This is a genomic window from Arthrobacter koreensis, assembly GCF_009193255.1.
GTDB classification, from domain to species: Bacteria; Actinomycetota; Actinomycetes; order Actinomycetales; family Micrococcaceae; genus Arthrobacter_B; species Arthrobacter_B koreensis.
Window position 1 is genome coordinate 453878 of the sequence record NZ_WACG01000001.1, and the last position, 24553, is coordinate 478430.

38 protein-coding genes are annotated in these 24553 nt (G+C 63.1%); 2 read left to right on the top strand and 36 right to left on the bottom strand.

The genetic code is table 11. The features are described from left to right. Positions 1–8: 8 nt before the first annotated feature. From rplM to GD628_RS02085, 12 genes are all read right to left on the bottom strand, one after another. A complete protein-coding gene (gene rplM / locus GD628_RS02030) occupies positions 9–452 on the bottom strand; it encodes a 50S ribosomal protein L13 (protein WP_055239378.1) in 444 nt (147 codons plus the stop codon). Positions 453–730: 278 nt separating this feature from the next. Then, entirely contained in the window at positions 731–1660 is a 930-nt protein-coding gene (locus tag GD628_RS02035) for a tRNA pseudouridine synthase A (protein WP_152273696.1), read from the bottom strand. Between the two features lie 37 nt (positions 1661–1697). Further along, on the bottom strand, positions 1698–2252 hold the full coding sequence (gene rplQ / locus GD628_RS02040) for a 50S ribosomal protein L17 (RefSeq protein WP_152273697.1): 555 nt from the start codon (positions 2250–2252) through the stop codon (positions 1698–1700). A 64-nt stretch (positions 2253–2316) separates the two neighbouring features. Then, complete coding sequence (locus tag GD628_RS02045; RefSeq protein WP_055239375.1) at positions 2317–3327, bottom strand: DNA-directed RNA polymerase subunit alpha; 1011 nt, start codon at positions 3325–3327, stop codon at positions 2317–2319. 183 nt (positions 3328–3510) lie between these two features. Further along, positions 3511–3912 carry a 30S ribosomal protein S11 gene (gene rpsK / locus GD628_RS02050; RefSeq protein ID WP_055239374.1) on the bottom strand — a complete coding sequence of 134 codons (402 nt, stop codon included), beginning with the start codon at positions 3910–3912 and terminating at the stop codon, positions 3511–3513. A 67-nt stretch (positions 3913–3979) separates the two neighbouring features. After that, positions 3980–4357, bottom strand: coding sequence for a 30S ribosomal protein S13 (rpsM, locus tag GD628_RS02055; RefSeq protein WP_055239373.1), 378 nt, complete (start codon positions 4355–4357; stop codon positions 3980–3982). Between the two features lie 177 nt (positions 4358–4534). Then, positions 4535–4648 carry a 50S ribosomal protein L36 gene (gene rpmJ, locus GD628_RS02060; RefSeq protein WP_012397712.1) on the bottom strand — a complete coding sequence of 38 codons (114 nt, stop codon included), beginning with the start codon at positions 4646–4648 and terminating at the stop codon, positions 4535–4537. A 72-nt stretch (positions 4649–4720) separates the two neighbouring features. Next, on the bottom strand, positions 4721–4942 hold the full coding sequence (gene infA, locus GD628_RS02065) for a translation initiation factor IF-1 (protein ID WP_055239372.1): 222 nt from the start codon (positions 4940–4942) through the stop codon (positions 4721–4723). Positions 4943–5152: 210 nt separating this feature from the next. Then, positions 5153–5902 (bottom strand): glycerophosphodiester phosphodiesterase, encoded by a 750-nt coding sequence (locus tag GD628_RS02070; protein ID WP_193313176.1) that lies wholly within the window; start codon positions 5900–5902, stop codon positions 5153–5155. Then, positions 5899–7284: an ABC transporter substrate-binding protein gene (locus GD628_RS02075; RefSeq protein WP_091602701.1), complete on the bottom strand. Its 1386-nt coding sequence runs from the start codon at positions 7282–7284 to the stop codon at positions 5899–5901. The genes GD628_RS02070 and GD628_RS02075 overlap by 4 nt, the downstream gene beginning before the upstream one ends. Positions 7285–7358: 74 nt before the next feature. Next, positions 7359–8258: a carbohydrate ABC transporter permease gene (locus GD628_RS02080; RefSeq protein ID WP_400502374.1), complete on the bottom strand. Its 900-nt coding sequence runs from the start codon at positions 8256–8258 to the stop codon at positions 7359–7361. Beyond that, a complete protein-coding gene (locus GD628_RS02085; RefSeq protein ID WP_152273698.1) occupies positions 8255–9247 on the bottom strand; it encodes a carbohydrate ABC transporter permease in 993 nt (330 codons plus the stop codon). Before GD628_RS02085 ends, GD628_RS02080 begins: the two co-directional genes overlap by 4 nt. Before the next feature lie 191 nt (positions 9248–9438). Here GD628_RS02085 and GD628_RS02090 point away from each other — a divergent pair, with 191 nt between their 5' ends. Continuing rightward, positions 9439–9906, top strand: a complete 468-nt coding sequence (locus tag GD628_RS02090; RefSeq protein ID WP_152273699.1) for a DUF2243 domain-containing protein — start codon at positions 9439–9441, stop codon at positions 9904–9906. After that, the gene (locus GD628_RS02095) at positions 9906–10826 is read left to right on the top strand and encodes a cytochrome c oxidase assembly protein (RefSeq protein ID WP_152273700.1); all 921 of its coding nucleotides are present in this window, start codon (positions 9906–9908) and stop codon (positions 10824–10826) included. Before GD628_RS02090 ends, GD628_RS02095 begins: the two co-directional genes overlap by 1 nt. Here the strand turns inward: GD628_RS02095 and map are convergent. From map to GD628_RS16835, 24 genes are all read right to left on the bottom strand, one after another. Beyond that, positions 10804–11625 (bottom strand): type I methionyl aminopeptidase, encoded by an 822-nt coding sequence (gene map / locus GD628_RS02100; RefSeq protein ID WP_226802297.1) that lies wholly within the window; start codon positions 11623–11625, stop codon positions 10804–10806. The two genes, GD628_RS02095 and map, sit on opposite strands and share 23 nt — an antisense overlap. 20 nt (positions 11626–11645) lie before the next feature. Then, on the bottom strand, positions 11646–12218 hold the full coding sequence (locus GD628_RS02105; protein WP_091602687.1) for an adenylate kinase: 573 nt from the start codon (positions 12216–12218) through the stop codon (positions 11646–11648). Beyond that, positions 12215–13528, bottom strand: a complete 1314-nt coding sequence (gene secY / locus GD628_RS02110; RefSeq protein ID WP_091602684.1) for a preprotein translocase subunit SecY — start codon at positions 13526–13528, stop codon at positions 12215–12217. Before secY ends, GD628_RS02105 begins: the two co-directional genes overlap by 4 nt. 252 nt (positions 13529–13780) lie before the next feature. After that, entirely contained in the window at positions 13781–14236 is a 456-nt protein-coding gene (gene rplO, locus GD628_RS02115) for a 50S ribosomal protein L15 (protein ID WP_091602681.1), read from the bottom strand. Between the two features lies 1 nt (position 14237). Continuing rightward, positions 14238–14450, bottom strand: coding sequence for a 50S ribosomal protein L30 (rpmD, locus tag GD628_RS02120; RefSeq protein WP_091603746.1), 213 nt, complete (start codon positions 14448–14450; stop codon positions 14238–14240). Further along, positions 14450–15136 (bottom strand): 30S ribosomal protein S5, encoded by a 687-nt coding sequence (gene rpsE / locus GD628_RS02125; protein ID WP_193313177.1) that lies wholly within the window; start codon positions 15134–15136, stop codon positions 14450–14452. The genes rpmD and rpsE overlap by 1 nt, the downstream gene beginning before the upstream one ends. A gap of 29 nt (positions 15137–15165) precedes the next feature. Further along, positions 15166–15549, bottom strand: coding sequence for a 50S ribosomal protein L18 (gene rplR, locus GD628_RS02130; protein WP_091602676.1), 384 nt, complete (start codon positions 15547–15549; stop codon positions 15166–15168). Positions 15550–15551: 2 nt separating this feature from the next. Then, positions 15552–16088 (bottom strand): 50S ribosomal protein L6, encoded by a 537-nt coding sequence (gene rplF, locus GD628_RS02135; RefSeq protein WP_091602672.1) that lies wholly within the window; start codon positions 16086–16088, stop codon positions 15552–15554. Positions 16089–16106: 18 nt separating this feature from the next. Next, on the bottom strand, positions 16107–16505 hold the full coding sequence (gene rpsH / locus GD628_RS02140) for a 30S ribosomal protein S8 (protein ID WP_091602669.1): 399 nt from the start codon (positions 16503–16505) through the stop codon (positions 16107–16109). An 86-nt stretch (positions 16506–16591) separates the two neighbouring features. Continuing rightward, complete coding sequence (gene rplE / locus GD628_RS02145) at positions 16592–17161, bottom strand: 50S ribosomal protein L5 (RefSeq protein WP_055239358.1); 570 nt, start codon at positions 17159–17161, stop codon at positions 16592–16594. Then, positions 17161–17520 carry a 50S ribosomal protein L24 gene (rplX, locus tag GD628_RS02150; RefSeq protein WP_055239357.1) on the bottom strand — a complete coding sequence of 120 codons (360 nt, stop codon included), beginning with the start codon at positions 17518–17520 and terminating at the stop codon, positions 17161–17163. Before rplX ends, rplE begins: the two co-directional genes overlap by 1 nt. A 3-nt stretch (positions 17521–17523) precedes the next feature. Then, a complete protein-coding gene (rplN, locus tag GD628_RS02155) occupies positions 17524–17892 on the bottom strand; it encodes a 50S ribosomal protein L14 (protein WP_055239356.1) in 369 nt (122 codons plus the stop codon). 374 nt (positions 17893–18266) lie between these two features. After that, positions 18267–18572, bottom strand: coding sequence for a 30S ribosomal protein S17 (rpsQ, locus tag GD628_RS02160; protein ID WP_055239355.1), 306 nt, complete (start codon positions 18570–18572; stop codon positions 18267–18269). Further along, positions 18569–18889, bottom strand: a complete 321-nt coding sequence (gene rpmC, locus GD628_RS02165) for a 50S ribosomal protein L29 (RefSeq protein ID WP_055239354.1) — start codon at positions 18887–18889, stop codon at positions 18569–18571. Before rpmC ends, rpsQ begins: the two co-directional genes overlap by 4 nt. A gap of 2 nt (positions 18890–18891) precedes the next feature. After that, positions 18892–19308 carry a 50S ribosomal protein L16 gene (gene rplP, locus GD628_RS02170; protein WP_055239353.1) on the bottom strand — a complete coding sequence of 139 codons (417 nt, stop codon included), beginning with the start codon at positions 19306–19308 and terminating at the stop codon, positions 18892–18894. Then, the gene (gene rpsC, locus GD628_RS02175) at positions 19309–20136 is read right to left on the bottom strand and encodes a 30S ribosomal protein S3 (RefSeq protein ID WP_055239352.1); all 828 of its coding nucleotides are present in this window, start codon (positions 20134–20136) and stop codon (positions 19309–19311) included. Further along, the gene (gene rplV / locus GD628_RS02180; RefSeq protein WP_055239351.1) at positions 20137–20502 is read right to left on the bottom strand and encodes a 50S ribosomal protein L22; all 366 of its coding nucleotides are present in this window, start codon (positions 20500–20502) and stop codon (positions 20137–20139) included. A 38-nt stretch (positions 20503–20540) separates the two neighbouring features. Further along, positions 20541–20822 carry a 30S ribosomal protein S19 gene (gene rpsS, locus GD628_RS02185; RefSeq protein ID WP_055239350.1) on the bottom strand — a complete coding sequence of 94 codons (282 nt, stop codon included), beginning with the start codon at positions 20820–20822 and terminating at the stop codon, positions 20541–20543. A gap of 12 nt (positions 20823–20834) precedes the next feature. Continuing rightward, positions 20835–21674, bottom strand: coding sequence for a 50S ribosomal protein L2 (gene rplB, locus GD628_RS02190; RefSeq protein ID WP_055239349.1), 840 nt, complete (start codon positions 21672–21674; stop codon positions 20835–20837). Positions 21675–21704: 30 nt separating this feature from the next. Further along, a complete protein-coding gene (gene rplW / locus GD628_RS02195; protein ID WP_055239348.1) occupies positions 21705–22010 on the bottom strand; it encodes a 50S ribosomal protein L23 in 306 nt (101 codons plus the stop codon). Beyond that, complete coding sequence (rplD, locus tag GD628_RS02200) at positions 22007–22621, bottom strand: 50S ribosomal protein L4 (RefSeq protein WP_152226477.1); 615 nt, start codon at positions 22619–22621, stop codon at positions 22007–22009. The genes rplW and rplD overlap by 4 nt, the downstream gene beginning before the upstream one ends. 4 nt (positions 22622–22625) lie before the next feature. Further along, positions 22626–23282 carry a 50S ribosomal protein L3 gene (gene rplC, locus GD628_RS02205; protein ID WP_055239346.1) on the bottom strand — a complete coding sequence of 219 codons (657 nt, stop codon included), beginning with the start codon at positions 23280–23282 and terminating at the stop codon, positions 22626–22628. Positions 23283–23298: 16 nt separating this feature from the next. Continuing rightward, complete coding sequence (gene rpsJ / locus GD628_RS02210; protein ID WP_003803825.1) at positions 23299–23607, bottom strand: 30S ribosomal protein S10; 309 nt, start codon at positions 23605–23607, stop codon at positions 23299–23301. Positions 23608–24301: 694 nt separating this feature from the next. After that, entirely contained in the window at positions 24302–24430 is a 129-nt protein-coding gene (locus GD628_RS16835) for a hypothetical protein (protein WP_263127434.1), read from the bottom strand. Positions 24431–24553 lie beyond the last annotated feature (123 nt).

The window sequence follows — 24553 nt, forward strand, 5'->3', positions numbered from 1 at the left end:
GGCCAGAACTACTGGGCGACCTGGGTGATTTCGAAGGTCTTGGGCTGCTGTGCGGCGTGCGGGTGCTCGGCACCCTTGTACACCTTCAGCTTGCCCATCTGCTGTGCAGCAAGGGAATTCTTGGGCAGCATGCCGCGGATGGCCTTCTCAACTGCGCGCACCGGGTTCTTCTCCAGCAGTTCGGCGTAGTTGACGGAGGACAGGCCGCCCGGGAAACCCGAGTGGCGGTAGGCACGCTTCTGTTCGAGCTTGGCGCCGGTCAGGGCAACCTTCTCAGCGTTGATGATGATGACGAAATCGCCCATGTCCATGTGGGGAGCAAAGGTCGGCTTGTGCTTTCCGCGCAGCAGTGTTGCGGTCTGGCTGGCAAGACGGCCTAGGACAACGTCGGTGGCGTCAATGACGTGCCACTGGCGGTTGATGTCGCCGGGCTTCGGGGTGTACGTACGCACGGTTTTTGCCTTCGTTTCTTCTTCTTAGGTGGCGCGCCGCGCATGGATGCCATACGCAGTGCAGCTTCTCTATGCGTTACCGGATGGTCAGGTGAGGACTGAATTAACCAGTGGTCCTGAGATCTCGGCTATTTCCCCGGGGCCAGGTGGCTCTGCAACTGAGCCGCTCCCGTGGGCATAGGCCTATCGAGGTAGGACACGCACAACGACTATAAACAATAGCCTGCTTGCCGAGTCAGGTCAAAGTCCCGGCAGGCGCACTACTGCCTGGGACCATTCTATTCCCTCAGCGCCCGTGTTGTTTCCGCCCGCGCCCGGAGCTCAGCCTCTTCGGGGTACTTCACTTCTTCGAGCACCAGCGGATGCGGCGGAGCAAGCTTTGACTTTGAGTCCCGCACCCTGGCGAACATTCGCTCGGCCAGCCAGCCCGGACGCCGCTCTCCTGTCCCGACCAGCAGCGCTCCCCCTATCAGGGACCGCACCATGTTGTGGCAGAAGGCATCAGCCTTCAGCCGCGCTTCGAGGATCCCGTCAGGTGCTCTGGTGAACGTGAATTCCTGGAGTTCACGGATAGTCGTGGCGCGTTCACGAGGTTTGCAGAAGGAAAGGAAATCCTGCACGCCCAGCACTCCCAATGCCGCTTCGTTCATGGCCGCCTCATCCAGCTCGGTCTTATGCCAGAGGGTGATGCTGCGCTGCAGCGGGTCCCAGTCCTGCTGACGGTCCGCGATGCGGTAGCTGTAGCGGCGCCACAGCGCCGAGAACCTTGCGTCGAAGCCTTCCGGGGCAAGCGAGGCCCGGTGGACTTCGATGGCACCGGCCATGGCTTCCACGGCCCTCCGGGACAGACCGGCTTCCTTGAGAGGCACTGTCAGTTCCCGGTTAAGGACTCCGCGCAGGCGCCGCCTGAACGCTTCGGCCGGAGGGAGGTCGGTGCTGCGGGCAAGGGCGGCCCATTCACCGGCTGTGGCGTCGAAGTGCACCACCTGCCCGCGGGCATGAACCCCGGCGTCGGTCCGTCCTGCGACCGTGACCCGCACGGGGCGGCGGAAGAGTACCGCCAGCGCAGTCTCAAGTGTTCCCTGCACGGTCACCAGCCCGGGCTGCGTTGCCCAGCCGGCGAACGGGGCGCCGTCGTAGGAGAGGTCGAGCCGAACACGAAGAGGCCCGCCGTCCGGGTTAGGGACAGCGGGCCTCTCGATCGTCATACCCCAATATTAAGGGCACGGCGGGGAAATCCGAGAATTACTTCTTCTCTTCGGTTTCCTCAGAAGCTTCGTCAGCGGAGTCTGCAGACTCTGCCGAATCAGCGGACTCTGCGGAATCGGCAGACTCTGCGGAATCGCTGGAGTCAGCCGAATCGGCGGACTCTGCAACTGGAGCCGGAGCAGCGGCGGCAGCAGCGGTGGAAGCCTCCGCAACGACGGACTGCTTAGCGGAAAGCGGCTCCAGCACCAGTTCGATGACGGCCATGGGAGCGTTGTCGCCCTTGCGGTTGCCGATCTTGGTGATGCGGGTGTAGCCGCCGTCGCGCTGGGCAACGGCCGGGGCGATCTCGGTGAAGAGCTCGTGAACGAGGCCCTTGTCAGAGATCAGTGCCAGGACGCGGCGTCGGGAAGACAGGTCTCCACGCTTGGCGAAGGTGATCAGGCGCTCGGCGTACGGGCGCAGGCGCTTGGCCTTGGTCACCGTGGTGGTGATCTGCTTGTGCTCGAACAGCTGGGCTGCCAGGTTCGCCAGCATCAGGCGCTGGTGAGCCGGGCTGCCTCCGAGGCGCTTACCCTTGGTGGGTGTAGGCATTACATTTTCTCCTCAAACGGTGCCACGCAGTGCTCCATGGCACTGGCGGCAAGATTTTGCGTGTTTAGAGCTCGTCGTCCGAGAACTCGGACTCGTCCTCTTCGATGGCTGCGGCGCGGGCGGCCAGATCAAACCCGGGAGGGGAATCCTTCAGGGACAGACCCAGTTCAACCAGCTTCGCCTTCACCTCGTCGATGGACTTCGCACCGAAGTTGCGAATGTCCATCAGGTCAGCCTCGGAGCGGGCTACGAGTTCACCCACGGTGTGGATGCCTTCGCGCTTGAGGCAGTTGTAGGAGCGCACGGTCAGCTCAAGGTCCTCAATCGGCAGGGCCATGTCGGCTGCCAGTGCGGCATCCGTCGGGCTCGGGCCAATTTCGATGCCTTCAGCTGCGGTGTTCAGTTCACGGGCCAGGCCGAAGAGCTCAACCAGGGTGGTGCCGGCAGAGGCGACAGCGTCGCGCGGTGCAATGGCGTCCTTGGTTTCGACGTCGACGATCAGGCGGTCGAAGTCGGTGCGCTGCTCGACGCGGGTGGCCTCCACGCGGAAGGTCACCTTGAGGACCGGCGAGTAGATGGAGTCAACCGGAATACGGCCGATCTCCTGGTCGCCGGACTTGTTCTGGCTTGCGGAAACATAGCCGCGTCCACGCTCGATGGTCAGTTCGAGTTCGAACTTGCCCTTCGAGTTCAGGGTGGCGATGTGCAGATCCGGGTTGTGGAACTCGACGCCGGCCGGCGGAGCAATGTCCGCGGCAGTGACGACGCCGGGGCCCTGCTTGCGCAGGTAGGCCACGACGGGCTCGTCGTGCTCGGAGGACACCGAGAGGTTCTTGACGTTCAGGATGATCTCAGTGACATCTTCCTTAACGCCCGGAACGGTGGTGAACTCATGCAGAACTCCGTCGATCCGGATGCTGGTTACGGCAGCACCGGGGATGGAGGAAAGGAGCGTACGGCGAAGCGAGTTGCCAAGCGTGTAGCCGAAGCCCGGCTCCAGCGGCTCGATGATGAACCGTGAGCGGTTGTCGGCTACTACTTCTTCAGTGAGGGTGGGGCGCTGTGCAATGAGCACTTGCATTTCCTTTCAGCGAGCGTCCGCTATATGACGCAACACAAATGGTGGAAACGACGACGACGGGGACACCCCGCGCGCGTCTTGGACGGCTAGCAGCCTCGCACCCGGGCCTGTGCCGCGTCCGGTTCCCTGCTGGGCAGGAAACCGAAGCGCGGCACAGGCACCGGCAACGAATGCGAATTAGACGCGGCGGCGCTTCGGGGGACGGCAGCCGTTGTGTGCGCTCGGGGTGACATCCTGGATGGTGCCAACTTCCAGGCCGGTGGCCTGCAGCGAACGGATCGCGGTCTCGCGTCCGGATCCCGGACCCTTCACGAAGACGTCGACCTTGCGGACGCCGTGCTCCTGGGCACGCTTGGCAGCGGCTTCGGCAGCCATCTGCGCAGCGAACGGGGTGGACTTGCGGGAGCCCTTGAAGCCAACCTCACCGGCGGAAGCCCATGAGATGACAGCACCGGTCGGGTCCGTGATGGACACGATGGTGTTGTTGAAAGTGCTCTTGATATGCGCCTGGCCCAGCGCGATATTCTTCTTATCCTTGCGACGCGGCTTGCGTACCGCTCCACGAGTCTTGGGGGGCATTACTTCTCCTACAAAGAGTTTGGTTTAGGTGACCTGGCTGTGCAGGTCATGGCCTGGACCGCGTTATTTAGCGGCCGGCCTTCTTCTTACCGGCAACCGTGCGCTTCGGGCCCTTGCGGGTACGAGCGTTGGTCTTGGTGCGCTGGCCATGGACAGGCATGCCGCGGCGGTGGCGGATGCCCTGGTAGCTGCCAATCTCGACCTTGCGGCGGATGTCGGCTGCTACCTCGCGGCGGAGGTCACCCTCAACCTTGAAGTTGCCCTCGATGTAGTCACGCAGCTGAACGAGTTCAGCGTCGGTGAGGTCCTTGACGCGAGTGTCCGGGCTGATGCCGGTCTCTGCCAGGGTCTGCTCTGCACGGGTCTTGCCCACGCCGTAGATGTAGGTAAGCGCAATGACAACCCGCTTTTCGCGGGGAATGTCTACGCCGGCGAGACGTGCCATATTGGCGGTTCTCCTTTGGTGTTACCGGAGGTCTGAAGCAGTACGTCCCTGTTGCCAGGTCCCCGGCCTCCGTACCGGGGGTATGCGTCACGCGTATCAGACGCTGTACTGCTCATATTCAATTACTACGCGTGGGCTGAGCGCGCTCCGGCACCGGGCCGGAACAGTGGCCGCTATTTAGCCCTGGCGCTGCTTGTGGCGCGGGTTCTCGCAGATCACCATGACTCGGCCGTTACGGCGAATCACCTTGCACTTATCGCAGATCTGCTTGACGCTCGGCTGGACCTTCATGGTTTTCCTTTGCGTGGTTGCAGGGTTGAGCTCCAGTCCCCTCCTTTAGGGAGTGAACCGGAGCCTTGGTTGTTACTTGTAGCGGTAGACGATACGGCCCCGGGTGAGGTCGTACGGGCTAAGTTCCACCACAACGCGGTCTCCGGGGAGGATGCGAATGTAGTGTTGACGCATCTTTCCCGAGATGTGTGCGAGCACAATGTGGCCGTTGGCCAGCTCAACGCGGAACATCGCATTGGGCAGGGCTTCGTTGACCGAGCCCTCAATCTCTATGACGCCGTCTTTCTTGGCCATATCCTCCGCTAACGTCTGTGCTGCCCTTATTTGCCTTGGACAGCGGTTTTTGGTGTTTGATGGTCTCTCTCCCCGAACCGTTCCAGCCAGCGCAGGGCCGGATGGAAAAGGGCACGAATGTAGAGACAACCAACAGATAACTCTACGGCACACCCCCGTTTAAGTTAAATCCCTCCTCCCGGTTCACGCTTCGGCAGGCGGGAAAGCGGCTTATGCGGCAGGGCCGGCCCAGACGGCAAGCTCTGCGGGCCGGTCCGTAATGATCCCGTCCACTCCCGCGTTCGCCGCCTCCTCCCACTGCCACGGCTCATTCAGCGTCCAGGCAAGGACCTTGACGCCTGCGCCCTGCAGCATCGGGACCAGGGAGGGAGATCCCTGCAGTACCCCGCCGTGGGGATTGCAGTACGAGCTTTCGGTTTCAGCCAGGAATTCCAGGAGCAACGCTTCCCTCCCATTTTCCGGTGGACCCGTGATGAGCAGGCCGCGGCCGATGTCCGGTGCGGCTTCGTGCAGGCTCTGGACAGTGTTCCGGGAGAAGCTCTGGAGCACGCAGCGGCCGGCGATTCCCGCGTCCCGCAGGATCTGCGCCGCAGTCCCAGCCTGATCCGGGGTCCACTCCCCCTTGAACTCCAGCAGCCAGCGCAGCTCCGGCTCGTCGGCGGCGAATTTCGCCAGGTCTTCCAGTCCCGGAATGCGTTCCCCTGCGAATTCCGAGGAGAACCAGCTGCCGGCATCTGCACTGCGCAGTTCGGCGCTGGCCAGTTCCGCCACCCTTCCGTGTCGGCCTGCGGTGCGGTCCAGTGTGGAATCGTGGATCAGCACGATGCTGCCGTCCGCACAGAGCTGCAGGTCGGTTTCGATCATCGCGGCCCCGGCTGCGGCCGCTGAAGCGAACGCGGCCAAGGTGTTTTCGGGAGCGGAGCATGAGTTGCCGCGGTGAGCTATGTTCAGCGGGTTCACAGGTATGGCTCAACGTTCTGTTCAAAGGACTTGGCGATTGCATCCGAGGCAGCTGCGAAAGCGTCCGCCGCGGGAGTGTCCTGAAGCATGATCTTCTCCAGGGCGGTGGTCAAGTGCTGGTCCCCTGAGGGGACGAACGAACGTGCCCAGTCCTGTACCCGGGTGGTGGCGAGCTGGTCGACTGCGGTGCGGAACTGGGGTGCCTTGGCGTAGACGGCCTGCATTTCGGCGCTGTCCGCGGCCGAGGTCCGAACCGGCATGTATCCGGTATTCGCGGAGAAGTAGGCAGTTTGCTCGGGTTCGCCGATGAACTGGAGGAACATCGCTGCTGCCAGCTGCTGTTCAGGCGATTTTTCCGCCGCGATGGCAATGCCGGTACCTCCGGTTGGGCATCCGGGGCCGGCCGGGCCTTCCGGCAGGAACCCCGTGCCGACGTCGAACTTGGCCGCTTCCAGGATGCCGCTGAGGGAGCCCGTGGAGGCAATGGTGCACGAGCTCACGCCGGCCGTGAAATCCGCGACATAGTCCGCGGCAGAAACAGCAACGGTCTGATCGCGGTGGATCATCCGGCGCAGGAATTCCCCGGCTTCGAGCGTCTTGGGATCGTCCAGTGTCAGCGTCCATTCCTTGGAATACTGCCCACCGAGTCCCCACATGATGTTGCAGAACCACCAGGCGGACCAGGAGGTGTCCGAGCCGAGTGCCATGGGAACGGCACCGCCGTTGGCCGCCGCGAGGTCCGGGGCCCAGGAGTTGTATTCGTCCCACGTTTTGGGTGCGCGGTCGGGCAGCCCTGCGGCCTTGAACAGGGTGCGGTTGTAGTAGAACAGCGGGGTGGAACGGGCATACGGGAATGCCCAGTGGCTGCCGTTGAACTCGTAGTCGTTGTACAGGCCGGTGTTGTAGTCGGCAGTGTCGATTCCCAGGTGGGCAGCCACATCGTCAACGGGAAGGATCTGCCCGTTGATCATGTAGCGGAACCACCAGACGTCGCTGGCGCCAACGAGGTCTGGAACGTTGTTGGTTCCGGCTGAAGCCTGGAACCGCTGGGCAACCTCGTCGTAGTTCGCGCCCGCGGTCACCAGGTCCACCTCGATGCCGGTCTCCGCAGTGAACCGGCGGATCAGTTCCTCCTCAATGGGCTTCGAAGCTCCGGGGTGGTTGGACCACCAGGTGATCCTGTCTGCCGGTGTGATGGAGCCCCAGTCGGTCCCTGCCGTTTCCACCGCTCCCCCGGTTCCGGCGGTTGACGGGCCGCCGCAGGCAGCCAGGGCGGCGGAACCGCCGAGAATCCCGGCGAGGGTGAGGATGTTCCGGCGGCTGAGGCCGGCGGGGACCGCGGAGGTGCCCGCGGAGGGGATGGAGGCAAAGCGGTTCTTCATGATTTCCTTCGATTGGTTTGCACAGCGGGTGGGTTTTGGTGCGCGTTGGTTTGAGGAGAGAGCGGACGGCTGTGTCAGCCGGTCACCGCGCCGGCGGTCAGGCCGGACACGATCCGCCGCTGGAGGACGAAAAACAGGGCGAGGACGGGGACGGTGACCATGACGGTTCCGGCCATGAGCACTCCCCAGTTGGTGACGCCGTCGTTGTTCTGCAGCAGCGTCAGTCCGACGGGCAGCGTCATCATTTCTGCCCGGTCAACAACCAGCAGCGGCCAGAGGTACTCGTTCCATTCGTTGACGACCGAGACCAGCGCTACGGCGGCGATGGTGGGCGCGGACATCGGGACCACGAACTGGAACAGGCGGCGAAGGTGTCCGGCGCCGTCGAGCACCGCCGCCTCCATGACTGACGCCGGAAGTGAGAGGAAGTGCTGGCGGAACAGGAAGGTGCCGAAGGCGCTGGCCAGCCCGGGCAGGATGATGCCCTGGTAGGTGTTGAGCCAGCCAAGCTCGGCCACCAGGGTGTAGTTGGGAATGATCACGATCTGCTGCGGAACAAGCAGGGCGAAGACCACCACCGCGAAGAACACCTTCTTGAAGGGCACGTCCACGAAGACCAGTGCATAGGCCGTGGTCAGGCCCAGGACAATCTTCAGGCCGGCACCGATGAGGGTGACGAACAGTGAGTTGGCGAAGAAGGATCCAAACGGCACGCGTTCCAGGGCCTGGGCATAGTTGGACAGGTCCCAGCCGGAGGGCAGCCACTGGATCGGTACCGTGTAGATTTCGTCCGGTTCCTTGAAGCTGGCCAGCAGCATCCAAACCAGGGGCAGGATCATGACCGCCACGGCAGCGAGCATCCACAGGTAGCCGCCAACCGGGGGACGTCGCGTTGGACGGCCGCCCGGCGCGTGTGATTGCCGCCTGGACGGTACTGCCATGGACAGCGCGGGCGGAGGCGTTCTGGTGCTCACGAGTAGTGCACCTTCCGTTCGACGAATTTCAGCTGCAGGAGCGTCACGGCGAGGAGTACCAGGAACAGGATGGTGGCGATGGCTGACGAGTACCCGGCGGTTCCGGCCACGAAGCCCTGCTGGTAGATCTGGTACATCATGGTGGTGGTCCCTTCCAGGGGCCCGCCTTTGGTCATCGCCTGGATGATGTCGAAAGACTGCAGCGAACTGAGCAGCGTCGTCACCGAGAGGAAAAAGGTAGTCGGCCCCAGCAGCGGAAAGGTGATCCCCACAAGGGTCCGGATTCGTCCTGCTCCGTCCAGGGACGCGGCTTCCAGCAGGTCCCTGGGAATTGCCTGCAGGCCCGCCAGATAAATGAGGGCTACATAGCCCACGTTTTTCCAGAGGTAGACGATGATGACCATTGCCAGTGCGTAGCCCGGGTGGTTGTACCAGTCGGGCGAGGCCAGCCCGATTCCCTGCAGCACCGCCGAAGTGATGCCGAAATTCGGATCGAACACAAACAGCCACAGCAGCCCGACGGCGACGCCGGAAAGCACGTAGGGCGCGACGACGATGGTGCGGGCCGCGCCCCTGAGCTTCAGCCTGCTGTTCAGGAGCAACGCCAGGGCAAGCCCGATGACCATTCCGCCGCCCACCGTGGCGAGCGTGAAGACTACGGTGACCATGATGATCTGCCCCGTCCCGGGCGCCGTGAACCAGTCGGTGTAATTCCGCAGGCCAACCGGGCGCGCTATCGCCGAGCCGATATTCCACTGGAGCGTTGAGTAGTACAGCGACTGGAGCAGCGGCTTGTAGGTAAAGACCAGCAGCAGGGCGATGTTGGGACCGGCCAGCAGGGCGAAGAGCAGCCAGTTGGCTGATGTGCGCCGGCGCCGTCCGGCCGGCCGGGGCCTTGCCTGGCCGTGCCGGGAGCCCGGCGCCGCAGGAGTGATGCCCGGGCCCGCGGAGGGGCCCCGCCCCGGCGGGGACAAGATAGTTGAAGACATAGCGGGTAAGGACCTTCGTCGGGAGCTTGGTGACGCCTTCAGCGTAGGTTTCGGAAACCCCTGGAAGGTTCCAAAACCGTCCCGGCAGCGAAGACTTCAGCGTCCGTTGGAAGTGCTTTCAACACGGGTTAAGGGAGCGTTCACTTAGTGACGCGGGCGCAGTTCGAAACCCCTTTGCTAGGGTCGGGTCCATGAACTCCCCACACGCAGACGCACTGAGGCCGGCCCGCAGGAACGTGGTCTCCGGAGTCCTGGTGGGTATCGGCATTGCCGCGTTCGTCGATGAGGTGGTCTTTCACCAGCTGCTGCAGTGGCACCACTTCTACGACAAGTCCACCGCATCCGTGGGACTGTTCTCGGATGGCCTTTTCCACGCCTTCGGATGGTTCGCCGTCGTCGCGGGTCTCTTCCTGTTCGCCGACCTCCGCCGCCGTGGAGTGCTCCTCCCGGCTCGATGGGCCGGAGCCGTCCTCCTCGGAACGGGTACCTTCCAGCTCTACGACGGAACCGTGCAGCACAAGCTGCTGACCCTGCACCAGATCCGGTACGACGTCGAGCTGCTCCCCTATGACCTGGCCTGGAACAGTGCCGCGGTACTCATGATTGGTGCGGGGACACTCCTCCTGGTCCGCACCGGCACGGACCGCCCGCGGCGCTGATGGACCACTCCGCGGGCTCCTTCCCAGCCGAAGTGTTCTTCCTGGTCCCTGCCCTCGCGGCATCCGCCGCCTACGTGGCCGGCGCCTGTTCGGCGAAGGCACGCGGCTGGCCGAAGCACCGTACCGCGATGTTCCTCCTGGGGATCGCCTTCGCCGTGTCCACCGTTCTGGGCCCCGTGCCGGCACTCGCGCACGGCAACTTCGCGGTGCTGGCGCTCACCCACGTGGTGGCCGGCATGCTTGCTCCGCTGCTGCTGGTGCTCGCCCGCCCCGTCACACTCGCGCTGCGGTCCATGGACCGGATTCCCGCCCTGCGCACCGTGCGGATCCTGCGCAGCCCTCCGGCCCGGATACTCGCCAGTCCGCTCACCGCAGCCGCGCTCAACCTCGGCGGCATGTACCTGATGTTCCGAACCCCGCTCTATGACGCTATGCGCACCCACGCCCCCATGCACTGGATCGTCACCTTCCACCTCGTGGCGGCCGGATACCTCTGGACAGCGGCACTGATTGGACGGGACCCGAACCCGCACCGTGCGGGCCTTCGGCTGCGGGCGGGCATCCTGGTCCTCACCGCTGCCGCGCACAACATCCTGGCGAAGTCCCTCTTCGCCCAGCCGCCAGCCGGGGTTCCCGCTGATCAGGCCGAGGCCGGTGCAATGGCCATGTACTACGCCGGCGGTGCCGTGGAAATCGCCGTCATGATCGTCCTCTGCCACCAGTGGTATCGGAACCCGGCGCAGCGGCCTTCCGCACCGGCTGTATCCGGACATGGGACCGTGCCTGCACATTCGACTGCCACCGGCAAAGCCCCGGACAGCCGAAAGGCCCCTCCAGCCGGCGGGCAGGAAGGGCCTTTCACTCCGGCCTCCGGTGCAGGGCCCGGAGGAAGCGGCGTCAGGGAACAGGGACCGGCGTGACGCCCAGCGGCGCGAGCCGCGAGGCACCGCCGTCGGGAGCCGTAAGCACCCAGATTCCCTTGTCATGGATGGCAACCGTGTGCTCCCACTGGCAGGACCGGGCACCGTCTGTGGTTACCACGGTCCAGTCATCCTCCAGCGTGACTGTTTCAATGCCGCCGCGAACCAGCATTGGTTCAATGGCCAGGCACATCCCGGGCTTCAGCTTGGGACCGCGGTGGCTGGTCCGGTAGTTCAGCACGTCCGGGGCCTGGTGCATTTCGGACCCGATGCCGTGGCCCACATAGTCCTCGAGGATGCCAAGGGGCTTTCCCGGGACGGAACTTACGTAGTCATCGATGGCGGCACCGATGTCTCCGACAAACCGGCCCTTGGCTGCGGCCGCGATGCCGTGCCACATGGCGGTCTCGGTGACGTCGGAGAGCCGCTGGTCCTCCGGATCAGCGGTACCGACAATGACGGTCCGCGCCGAGTCGGAGTGCCAGCCGTCCACAATGGCGCCGCCGTCGATCGAGATGATGTCGCCGTCGGCCAGCACCCTGCCTCCGGGGATCCCGTGCACTACTTCCTCGTTGACCGACGTGCAGATGGTGGCCGGGAAATCGTAGTACCCCAGGAAGTTCGACGCCGCGCCCTCCTCGGCCAGCACCGCGGCGAAGACCTTGTCGATCTCCGCCGTGGTGATGCCGGGACGGGCAGCGGCGACCGCCGCGTCCAGTGCCTTGATCAGCACGAGGCCTGCCTCGCGCATGGTGCGCATCTGCGCGTTTGTCTTGTACTGGATCCGCGGCTGGGCCAACGTCTCGCCTTCTATCTGATCTAGCTGGTCTGCTTGAGTGCCTGCATGACGCGCTCGGTGACTTCGTCGATGTCTCCCAGGCCGTCAACCCGGGTCACGATGCCCCGGTCCTCGTAGCGGGCAACGACGTCGGCGGTCTGCTGCTTGTAGAGCTCAAGGCGGTGGCGGATGACCTCTTCGTTGTCGTCCGTGCGGCCTTCGATTTCTGCCCGGCGCAGCAGCCGGGACACGAGTTCCTCGTCATCCGCGGTCAGCAGGAGCACGGCATCCAGGCTGTCGCCGCCGGCAGCGAGGATGTCATCCAGCTCCTCGACCTGCGCCACGGTGCGCGGGTAACCGTCAAGGAGGAAACCGTCCTGGACATCGTCTTCCTGCAGCCGGGAGCGCACCATGTTGTTGGTGACCTCGTCGGGCACGAAGTTGCCGGCATCGATGTACTTCTTGGCTTCGATGCCAAGCGGAGTCAGGTTCTTCACATTGTGCCGGAAGATGTCTCCGGTGGAGATAGCGCTGACACCGAGCCGTTCGGAGATACGTGTTGCCTGTGTTCCCTTGCCGGCACCTGGAGGCCCAATAATGAGCAGACGTGTCATCGCAATAACCCTTCGTAGTGACGCTGCTGGAGCTGCGCGTCAATTTGTTTGACCGTCTCGAGTCCCACACCAACCATGATGAGGATCGAGGTTCCGCCGAACGGGAAGTTCTGGTTTGCCCCGACCAGCACCAGGGCAATCAGCGGAATGAGGGCAACAATGCCCAAATACATGGCGCCGGGCAGGGTGATGCGGGAAAGCACGTACTGCAGGTATTCGGCGGTGGGGCGGCCGGCACGGATGCCGGGGATGAACCCGCCGTACTTCTTCATGTTTTCCGAGACTTCCTCGGGGTTGAACGTGATGGACACGTAGAAGTACGTGAAGAACACGATCATCAGGAAGTACACGGCCATGTACAGCGGGTGGTCGCCTGACGTCAGGTAGTTGTTGATCCAGACCACCCATTCCGGCGGAGCGGATCCGTCCGAAGGAGTGTTGAACTGGGCCAGCAGCGACGGCAGGTAGAGCATGGAGGACGCGAAGATCACGGGGATCACGCCGGCCATGTTGACCTTGATCGGGATGTAGGTGTTCGTCCCGCCGACGGTGCGGCGGCCCACCATGCGCTTGGCGTACTGGACCGGGACGCGGCGCTGGGACTGCTCAACGAAGATCACGAGCGCGACGGTGACAATGCCGATGGCAATCACGCCGAGGAAGATGGTCCAGCCCTGCGCGGTCAGGATGGCGCCGAGGGCGCTGGGGAAGCTCGCGACGATGGAGGTGAAGATGAGCAGGGACATGCCGTTGCCGACGCCCTTCTCGGTCACCAGCTCGCCCATCCACATGATCAGGCCGGTACCGGCCGTCAGTGTGATGATCAGCAGCAGGATGGTGATGATGTTGTCGTCCGGGATGATCGGCACGGAGCACATGTTGTTGAATAGTGCGCCGGAGCGGGCCAGGGAGACGACGGTGGTCGCGTTGAGCAGGCCAAGGGCGATGGTCAGGTAGCGGGTGTACTGCGTGAGCGTGGACTGCCCCTGCTGACCTTCCTCGTAGAGTGCCTGGAAGTGGGGGATCACTACGCGCAGCAGCTGAACGATGATGCTGGCGGTGATGTACGGCATGATGCCAAGGGCAAAGACTGAGACCTGCAGCAGGGCGCCGCCGCTGAAGAGGTTAACGAACTCGTAGAGGCCACCCGAGGTGGCACCAAGAGCCAAGCACTGCTGCACATTGCCGTAGTCAACACCCGGGGCCGGGATAAAAGCACCCATGCGGAAGATAGTGATGATTCCCAGCGTAAACAACAGCTTGCGTCGCAGGTCTGGCGTCCGGAAAGCCCGGCCAATAGCGCTAAGCAAGCGTCCTCCTGAAGAAAAGTGTGGAAATGAGTCCCGGCGGGACTCGAACAAAACCTGAGTCTATCCGCTCAGGGCCGCTGTTGCGTTATTGAACATAACAGCGGCGGGAGCGTTAAAGGCACCAAGCCCCCGGCCGGCCGTTTGGAGGCCTTCCGGGAGCTTAGTGTCATGCTGGCTTAGCGCACAACCGGCTGCCGGAACCCGGGAAACCCGGGACCGGCAGCTCGGTCAGTGCGCGGAAGAACACGGTGCTTAGAGCGCCGTGGTCGATCCGCCTGCTGCAGCGATCTTTTCAGCGGCGCTTGCAGAGAACGCATCCGCCGTGACATCCACCTTGACGGTGATGTCACCGGTGCCCAGCACCTTGACGGGCTGGTTCTTGCGCACGGCACCCTTGGCAACGAGGGCCTCTACGGTGACCTCGCCTCCTTCGGGGAACAGTTCGGAGATCTTGTCCAGGTTTACAACCTGGAACTCGACCTTGAACGGGTTCTTGAAGCCGCGCAGCTTCGGCAGGCGCATGTGCAGCGGCAGCTGCCCGCCTGCGAAACCGGCCTTGACCTGGTAGCGGGCGGCAGTACCCTTGGTACCGCGGCCAGCGGTCTTGCCCTTGGAACCTTCACCGCGGCCAACACGGGTCTTAGCCGTCTTGGCACCCGGAGCAGGACGCAGGTGGTGGACCTTCAGAGCCTTGTTATCTTCGGCCATGTTACTTCGCCTCCTCAACCTTCACGAGGTGCGGAACCGTGTTGATCATGCCAACGGTCACGGCATCAGCAGTACGGACGACGGTGTCGCCGATGTGCTTCAGGCCGAGTGAACGCAGCGTGTCGCGCTGATTCTGCTTACCACCGATGGTGGACTTAATCTGGGTGATTTCCAGCTGTGCCGAGCTGACGGCAACGCGCTTCGGAGTACTCATCATGCACCAGCCTTCTGCATGTTGCGGATCATCGCTGCGGGAGCAACTTCGTCCAGCGGCAGGCCACGGCGGGCAGCCACGGCCTGGGGCTCTTCGAGGCGCTTCAGCGCGTCAACCGTGGCGTGCACGATGTTGATCGCGTTGGAGGAACCCAGCGACTTGGAAAGCACGTCGTGGATACCGGCGCACTCGAGGATGGCACGAACCGGACCACCGGCGATAACACCGGTACCCGGGGAAGCCGGACGGAGCAGGACGACGCCTGCGGCTGCTTCGCCCTGCACCAGGTGCGGGACGGTGCCGGCAATGCGGGGAACGCGGAAGAAGGACTTCTTCGCTTCCTCGACTGCCTTGGCGATAGCCGAGGGAACTTCCTTTGCCTTGCCGTAGCCAACGCCGACCATGCCGTTGCCGTCACCGACAACAACCAGGGCGGTGAAGCTGAAGCGACGACCACCCTTGACCACCTTGGCGACGCGGTTGATGGTTACGACGCGTTCAATGAACTTGTCCTTGTCATCATTGCGTCCGCCGTCGCGTCCGCCGTCGCGTCCGCCGCGTCCGCCGCGGTCACGGCCTCCGCGGTCAGAGCGCTGCTCGCCCCGGCGGCCGCCGCGGCGGTCGTCGTTGCCTGCGGCAGCGGTTTCCTTGGTCTCAGTTGCCTCAGCAGATGTAGCTTCAGTCACCTGATTTTCCTTTTCCTTGTTTGCCTCGGTCACAGTGCCAGCCCACCTTCGCGTGCGCCGTCTGCGACAGCCGCGATGCGGCCGTGGTAGCGGTTGCCGCCGCGGTCAAATACCACGGCTTCGACGCCAGCAGCCTTGGCACGTTCGGCAACGAGCTCGCCGACGCGCTTGGACTTGGCAGTCTTGTCGCCCTCCATGGAACGCAGGTCTGCTTCCATGGTGGACGCGGATGCAACGGTTACGCCGCGGCTGTCATCGACAACCTGGACGAATACGTGGCGGGCAGAGCGGTTGACGACCAGGCGCGGACGGGCCGCGGTGCCGGCAATGCGCTTGCGGATCCGCAGCTGGCGGCGGCTCCGGGAAGCGGACTTGCTCTTGGAATTGCGCTTCTTATTGATGCTGATGGCCATGATTACTTACCAGCCTTTCCGACCTTGCGGCGGACAATCTCGCCGGCGTAACGAATGCCCTTGCCCTTGTAGGGGTCAGGCTTGCGCAGCTTGCGGATGTTGGCGGAAACCTCGCCGACCTGCTGCTTGTCAATGCCGGAAACGGTGAGCTTCGTGGGGCCCGTGACGGTGAGCGTGATGCCCTCCGGAGCCTTCACGGAAACCGGGTGGCTGTAGCCCAGGGCGAACTCGAGGTCCGAGCCCTTGGCCTGCACGCGGTAACCGGTGCCAACGATTTCCAGGTCCTTCTTGTAGCCTTCGGTCACACCGGTGATCATGTTGGAGATCAGGGTGCGGGTCAGGCCGTGGAGGGAACGGGATTCGCGCTCGTCATTCGGGCGGGCGACGGTGATGGTGTTCTCGTCCATGGAAACCGAGATCGGGCTGGGCACAACGTGGCTCAGCTCGCCCTTGGAACCCTTGACCGTGACGGTGTTGCCATCAATGGCAATATCGACACCGGCGGGGACAGAGATGGGCAGACGTCCAATACGTGACATTATTCTTTCCCTTCCCTGCTACCAGACGTAGGCGAGGACTTCCCCACCCACACCCTTCTTGGCGGCCTGGCGGTCGGTCAGCAGACCTGACGACGTCGACAGGATGGCGATACCCAGCCCGCCCAGAACGCGCGGCAGGTTGGTGGACTTTGCGTATACACGCAGGCCCGGCTTGGAGATGCGGCGTACGCCGGCGATTGAACGCTCGCGGTTCGGACCGAACTTGAGGTCCAGGGTCAGCGTCTTGCCAACCTGTGCCTCTTCTTCCTTCCAGCCGGAGATGTAACCCTCGGCCTTCAGGATGTCGGCAACGCGTGCCTTCAGCTTGCTGTACGGCATGGACACGGAATCGTGGTATGCCGAGTTTGCGTTGCGCAGACGCGTGAGCATGTCTGCGACAGGATCTGTCATTGTCATGTGGGCTCTAGCCCTCCCTCGTAACGGTTTCTGCTGCTCGGCGCGGGGCGTGCCTCGCGTTAAGCAACAGACCTTTTACGTAGTAATTAATCTTCGGATTTGAACGGGAAGCCGAGCGCCTTCAGCAGCGCGCGTCCCTCGTCATCGGTCTTTGCGGTGGTAACCACGGTGATGTCCATGCCGCGTACGCGGTCGATCTTGTCCTGATCGATTTCGTGGAACATCGACTGCTCGGTCAGACCGAACGTGTAGTTGCCGTTGCCGTCGAACTGCTTGCCGCTCAGGCCGCGGAAGTCGCGGATACGCGGGAGCGCCAGGGTGACCAGGCGGTCCACGAATTCCCACATGCGGTCGCCGCGCAGCGTAGCGTGCGCACCGATCGGCATGCCTTCGCGCAGCTTGAACTGTGCGATGGACTTGCGTGCCTTGGTGATCTGCGGCTTCTGGCCGGTGATGGCCGTCAGGTCGCGGACAGCACCGTCAATGAGCTTGGAGTCCTTGGCGGCATCTCCAACACCCATGTTCACAACAACCTTGACGAGGCGCGGAACCTGGTTGACGTTTGCGTAGTTGAATTCGTCCTGCAGAGTCTGCTTGATTTCCGCTGCGTAGCGGGTCTTCAGACGGGGAACGATCTTCGTGACAGTCTCAGTCATTAGAGGTCCTTCCCAGAGCCCTTGGCGACGCGGATGCGCACAGTGCGGGTCCGGCCGTCCTTTTCGACGATTTCGGTGCGGTAGCCAACACGGGTGGGCTTCTTCGTCTCGGGATCCACGACGGCCACGTTGGAAACGTGGATCGGGGCCTCAACAACTTCGATGCCTCCGGTCTTGGAACCACGGGAGGACTGGCCAACCTTGGTGTGCTTGGTGACGCGGTTGATGCCCTCAACGAGCACGCGGTTGGTCTCCGGGAAAACCTTCAGAACCTTGCCCTGCTTGCCGCGGTCTCCGCCGCGCTCAGCCTTGGCACCGGTGATGACCTGAACCAGGTCACCCTTCTTGATCTTTGCCATGAACTACAGCACCTCCGGAGCCAGCGAAATGATCTTCATGAACTTCTTGTCGCGAAGTTCGCGGCCGACCGGGCCGAAGATGCGGGTACCGCGGGGGTCACCGTCATTCTTCAAGATCACTGCAGCGTTCTCATCGAACTTGATGTAGGAACCGTCCTGGCGGCGGCGTTCCTTCTTGGTACGGACGATGACGGCCTTGACCACATCGCCCTTCTTGACGTTGCCGCCGGGAATTGCATCCTTGACGGTGGCAACAATGGTGTCGCCAATGCCTGCGTAGCGACGGCCGGATCCACCGAGAACGCGGATGGTCAAGATTTCCTTGGCACCCGTGTTGTCGGCGACCTTCAGTCGCGACTCCTGCTGAATCACTTATTACTCCTGTCGTCGCGCCGGTTCTCAGTCTTCCTGAGCCTTGCGGAACGGATATGGGTGGACCCCGTAATACTGGTACTCAGCACCGGCCCCTACGGGCCGCTCTGCAGCGCAAGCCGCAGCACCATGCTGAACAAGATTATCGGGCTTTTGCCTTTTCGGCGGTGAGGAAGGGCATCCGAAAGAGGACATGCTTCCGCACCACACAGACAAGATTTCAAGTTTACCGCGAAAGGGCCCCGGAAACGAAATCGTATGATTCCGCCGCCGGGGCCCTGACGCTGTGGACGGCGCCTGTGCGCCGAAGGAGCTGCTTTCCAGCCTCTCCCCCGGCACACGCTCCGGCCTGTTATGTGCTTAGCAGCTGTTAGCTACTTGGCCTTTTCGATGATCTCGACCAGGCGCCACCGCTTGGTAGCGGACAGCGGCCGGGTCTCGGCGATCAGCACAAGGTCACCAATGCCGGCAGCGTTCTGCTCGTCATGGGCCTTACGCTTCTCGGTGCGGCGAAGAACCTTGCCGTACAGTGCGTGCTTCACGCGGTCTTCGACCTCGACGACGATGGTCTTGTCCATCTTGTCGGAGACCACGTAGCCGCGAGCGGTCTTCCGGTACCCGCGGGCATCGGCTCCGTTTGCGTCAGTTGTCACTGCTGCCTCATTCTTGTTTTCGCTCATTTGGCATCATCCTCGGCAACCGCAGCTTCGGACTCCGCAGCCTTCTTCTTGGACTTCTTCTTCTCGGGGGCTGCTTCCTCAACGGGAGCAACTGCCTCGGGACGAATTCCCAGTTCACGCTCACGCAGCACCGTGTAGATGCGGGCGATGTCGCGCTTTACGGCACGGAGCCGTCCGTTGTTCTCCAGCTGCCCGGTGGCGGACTGGAAGCGGAGGTTGAACAGCTCCTCCTTAGCCTTGCGCAGTTCTTCAACGAGACGCTCGTTGTCGAACCCGTCCAGCTGATCAGTTGCAAGTTCCTTTGAACCGATAGCCATTGCTATTCACCACCCTCGCGACGCACAATGCGTGCCTTCAACGGCAGCTTATGGATCGCCAGGCGCAGTGCCTCGCGAGCTACCTCTTCGGAAACACCGGAGAGTTCGAACAGAACCCGCCCCGGCTTGACGTTTGCAACCCACCACTCCGGCGAACCCTTACCGGAACCCATGCGGGTTTCGGCCGGCTTCTTCGTCAGCGGACGGTCCGGGTAGATGTTGATCCAGACCTTGCCGCCGCGCTTGATGTGGCGCGTCATGGCAATACGTGCAGCTTCAATCTGGCGGTTGGTTACGTATGCAGGCGTGAGAGCCTGGATACCCCATTCACCGAAGCTGACAGCGGTGCCACCGGTTGCAGCGCCGGAACGACCCGGGTGGTGCTGCTTGCGGTACTTGACTCGACGTGGGATAAGCATTTAAGCCTGTCCTCCTTCTGCTGCGGGGGCAGCTGCCTCAGCGGCCGGAGCCTCTGCAGCAGGCGCGGCGGCCTTGTCGCCGCGGTCGTTACGACGACGACGGTCCCCACGGTCGGCCGGGCCGCGGCCCGGACGGTCGTTGGAACGTCCGCGGGACGGTGCAGCAGCCTGCTGTGCAGCCAGTTCCTTGGAAGTGACGTCGCCCTTGTAGATCCAAACCTTCACACCAATGCGGCCGAAGGTGGTCTTGGCTTCGAAGAAGCCGTAGTCGATGTTCGCGCGGAGGGTGTGCAGGGGCACACGGCCTTCGCGGTAGAACTCCGAGCGGCTCATTTCAGCGCCGCCCAGGCGGCCGGAGCACTGGATACGAATACCCTTGGCGCCTGCACGCTGTGCGGACTGGATTGCCTTCTTCATCGCACGGCGGAAAGCCACGCGGGAAGAGAGCTGCTCTGCAACACCCTGGGCAACCAGCTGTGCTTCCATCTCGGGGTTCTTGACCTCGAGGATGTTCAGCTGGACCTGCTTGCCGGTGAGCTTTTCGAGCTCGCCGCGGATGCGGTCTGCTTCGGCGCCGCGGCGGCCGATCACGATGCCCGGACGTGCGGTGTGGATATCCACACGGACACGGTCGCGGGTGCGCTCGATCTCAACCTTGGCGATGCCGGCGCGGTCCATGCCGGTGGACATCAGCTGACGGATCTTGATGTCCTCGCGGACGAAGTCCTTGTAACGCTGGCCCGGCTTGTTGCTGTCAGCAAACCAGTGCGAAACGTGGTCAGTGGTGATGCCGAGTCGGAACCCGTGCGGGTTTACCTTCTGTCCCACTTAACGGTCCTCCTCGTTCTCGGGGGTTGCGACAACCACGGTGACGTGGCTGGTCCGCTTGTTGATGCGGTAGGCGCGGCCCTGGGCCCGCGGCTGGAACCGCTTCATGGTGGGTCCTTCGTCAACGAATGCTTCGCTGATGTAGAGGTCACCTTCGTCGAAGGCCACGCCGTCACGGTCCGCGAGGACACGTGCGTTGGCCATTGCCGACTGAACTACCTTGAATACCGGCTCCGAAGCTGCCTGGGGGGCAAACTTCAGAATTGCCAATGCCTCATTCGCTTGCTTGCCACGAACAAGGTTGACGACGCGCCGGGCCTTCATAGGCGTTACGCGGATATGACGCGCAATTGCCTTGGCTTCCATTGCTTTCCTTCTCTCGTCTTCTGCCGAAAGAGCAGCGCCTAGCGGCGCTTGCCCTTGCGGTCGTCCTTCACATGGCCGCGGAATGTACGCGTCAGAGCGAATTCGCCGAGCTTGTGCCCGACCATCGACTCGGTGACAAACACCGGAATGTGCTTGCGTCCGTCGTGCACGGCGATCGTGTGCCCGAGCATGTCGGGGATGATCATCGAGCGGCGGGACCACGTCTTGATGACGTTCTTGGTGCCCTTCTCGTTTTCGGCCTGCACCTTAAGGAAGAGGTGCTGGTCGACGAAGGGGCCTTTCTTCAGGCTGCGTGGCATGTTTCCAGGCTCCTATCGCTTGTTCTTGCCGGAACGACGGCGACGCACAATAAGCTTGTCGCTCTCTTTGTTGGGGCGGCGGGTACGGCCCTCGGGCTTACCGTTCGGGTTGACCGGGTGGCGTCCACCACTGGTCTTGCCTTCGCCACCACCATGCGGGTGGTCAACCGGGTTCATGGCGACACCACGGACGGTCGGGCGGACGCCCTTCCAGCGCATGCGGCCGGCCTTGCCCCAGTTGATGTTGGACTGCTCGGCGTTGCCGACCTCGCCAATGGTGGCGCGGCAGCGGACGTCGACGTTGCGGATTTCGCCGGAAGGCAGACGCAGCTGGGCGAAGCGGCCTTCCTTTGCAACCAGCTGAACCGATGCACCGGCGGAGCGGGCCATCTTGGCACCGCCGCCCGGGCGCAGTTCAACGGCGTGGATAACGGTACCCACGGGGATGTTGCGCAGCGGCAGGTTGTTGCCGGGCTTGATGTCAGCCCCGGCGCCGGCCTCGACGAAGTCGCCCTGCTTGAGCTTGTTCGGCGCAATGATGTAACGCTTGGTGCCATCAACGTAGTGCAGCAGCGCAATGCGGGCGGTGCGGTTCGGATCGTATTCGATCTCGGCAACGCGAGCGTTGACGCCGTCCTTGTCGTGCCGGCGGAAGTCGATCAGGCGGTACTGGCGCTTGTGTCCGCCACCCTTGTGCCTGGTCGTGATCTTGCCGGTGTTGTTACGGCCGCCCTTTTTGGGCAGCGGACGTACCAGCGACTTTTCCGGCGTCGACCGCGTGATTTCGGTGAAGTCGGCTACGCTCGAGCCGCGGCGGCCCGGGGTAGTCGGCTTGTATTTACGGATTCCCATTATTTATTCCTCGTTAAAGTGGTCTCCGCCCTAGCTGAGCGGACCGCCGAAGATGTCGATTGTGCCTTCCTTCAGGGTGACAATCGCACGCTTGGTGCTCTTGCGCTGTCCCCATCCGAATTTGGTGCGCTTGCGCTTACCGGCACGGTTGATGGTGTTGATCGAGTCGACCTTGACGGAGAAAATCTTCTCCACGGCCAGCTTGATCTCGGTCTTGTTCGAGCGGGGGTCGACCAGGAAGGTGTACTTACCTTCGTCGATCAGGCCGTAGCTCTTTTCCGAGACGACGGGTGCAAGCACCACGTCGCGAGGGTCCTTTGCGGTGGTCGCGCTCACTTGGCGTCCTCCTTGACAGTGTTCTTGCCGACGAACTCGTCGTAGGCGGCCTGGGTGAAGACCACGTCGTCAGCAACGAGCACGTCGTAGGTGTTCAGCTGATCTACGTAGATCACGTGAACATCGGTGAGGTTACGCACGGAGAGTGCAGCAACATCGTTGGCGCGCTCGATGACAACGAGCATGTTCTTGCGGTCGGTAAGTGAACGCAGCGCTTCGCGTGCAGCCTTGGTGGACGGCGTTTCGCCGGCAACCAGGGTTTCCAGCACGTGGATGCGGCCGTTGCGTGCCCGGTCAGAGAGAGCTCCGCGCAGGGCGGCGGCAATCATCTTCTTGGGGGTGCGCTGGCTGTAGTCGCGGGGCGTCGGTCCGTGGACAACGCCGCCACCGGTCATGTGAGGAGCACGGATTGAACCCTGACGGGCGCGGCCGGTGCCCTTCTGCTTGAACGGCTTGCGGCCTGCACCGGAAACCTCGGCGCGGGTCTTCGTCTTGTGCGTGCCCTGGCGGGCAGCAGCAAGCTGGGCCACAACTACCTGGTGCAGCAGCGGAACGTTCGTCTGAACGTCGAAGATTGCTGCGGGGAATTCAACAGTTGCTTTGTTAGCCATGAGACTAAGCTCCCTTCACGGCGGTGCGTACGAGGACGACCTGGCCGCGGGCGCCGGGAACGGCACCCTTGATCAGCAGCAGCGACTTCTCGGTATCCACAGCATGGACGGTGAGGTTCATCGTGGTGTGGCGGACGGCGCCCATGCGGCCGGCCATCCGGAGACCCTTGAAGACGCGGCCGGGGGTGGATGCGCCACCGATGGAGCCGGGCTTGCGGTGGTTCTTGTGGGCACCGTGGGAAGCGCCAACGCCGTGGAAGCCGTGACGCTTCATGACACCGGCGAAGCCCTTGCCCTTGGAGGTACCGACGACGTCGACCTTCTGGCCGGCTTCGAACATCTCAACGGAGAGTTCCTGGCCGAGCTCGTAGGTGTCAGCGTCAGCGGTGCGCAGCTCAACAACGTGGCGGCGAGGCGTAACGCCGGCCTTCTCGAAGTGGCCGGCCAGCGGCTTGGTGACCTTGCGGGGATCGATCTGGCCGTAGCCGATCTGAACGGCGGTGTAGCCGTCCTTCTCCGCATTGCGCAGCTGGGTGATGACGTTGGAATCAGCCTGGACCACGGTGACGGGGATGAGCTTGTTGTTCTCGTCCCAGACCTGGGTCATGCCCAGCTTGGTGCCCAGGAGGCCCTTAACCTGGCGGGTAAGTGAAGAAGACATAAGTATCTGCTCCCCCCTACAGCTTGATTTCGATGTTCACGTCTGCAGGCAGGTCAAGACGCATCAGCGAGTCAACGGCCTTAGGCGTGGGGTCAATGATGTCGATCAGACGCTTGTGCGTGCGCATTTCAAAGTGCTCGCGGCTGTCCTTGTACTTGTGCGGCGAACGGATAACGCAGTACACGTTCTTTTCCGTGGGCAGCGGCACGGGGCCTACTACCGTTGCGCCTGCACGCGTGACCGTCTCAACGATCTTCCGTGCTGATACGTCGATGACCTCGTGGTCATACGACTTCAGCCGGATGCGGATTTTTTGTCCCGCCATGGCGTCGTGCCTCTTTCTTCGAGTATTGCTCTCTGTACAGTTTTTGCCCCTGGCGGCCATGGTGGCCCCGGCGCTCCTCCAACAAGCTGAATCCGGAAGCTCCGGGTTCCTCAACCTGCCGAGGCTCCGACCCCCGCGCTCGGGCGTGTCGCAGATTCGAAACTGGCAACACCCGTTCAAGAATGGGGGCGGGTTATATATGGGCTTTTCCCCTGAAGGATCCGACCCTGCGCCAGGCATTATCCTGACCGGGACGCAATCTCATCACGCACACAGTGCCGTGTTAGCGGCCTGCTGAAGCGCGTGCGGGCACAAAAGCGCTTGAACAACTTCTCTAGTCTGCCAGATTAGCGGCCAGAACGCTAATCAGCGCCCAGCGGATGCCTGTGGCTCCTAGCATATGGAGTCACCATGAACCTTAATTTCCCGGTTCATGGCGCGTCATTTCTTCTCAGTCTAGCCCAGCCGGGTCCGGAGCTTAAATCGCAGTGCGGTGCTGAAATCCGGCAGCCCTGCACCCGGCAGCAGGGCCCGCCGCACCCGCGCCCGCGACCGGTGCCGACGCCAGAGACCGGTGCCGGTGCCGGTGCCGGGCTGGCGGCCGGCCCGTTTGGCGGCTGGCTCCGGTTCCAGAGTGCCGCCCGGGCTTGCCGGCCCAGCGCCCTGCACCGGACCGAGCAGCGCAGTTCCCGGGTCAGCGCTGGTCCCGGTTCGCCCGGCGGATGCGTTTGGCGCGGTCAATTTCGGATGAGAAGTGGCGGCGGCCCCAGGCCAGTCCGCCGACAACGGCTGCCGCGACGATCAGGAAGATAAGAAGTTCCATCCTCCGAGCCTATCGGAGGCCAGTGGGCGATGTCAGTCTCCCTCCAATCCGGCCCAATCCCCGGCCCGCCGGGTGCAGCCCCCGCAGGACCACGGCTGGAAAGAGCCGCGGGAAGGGGTACCG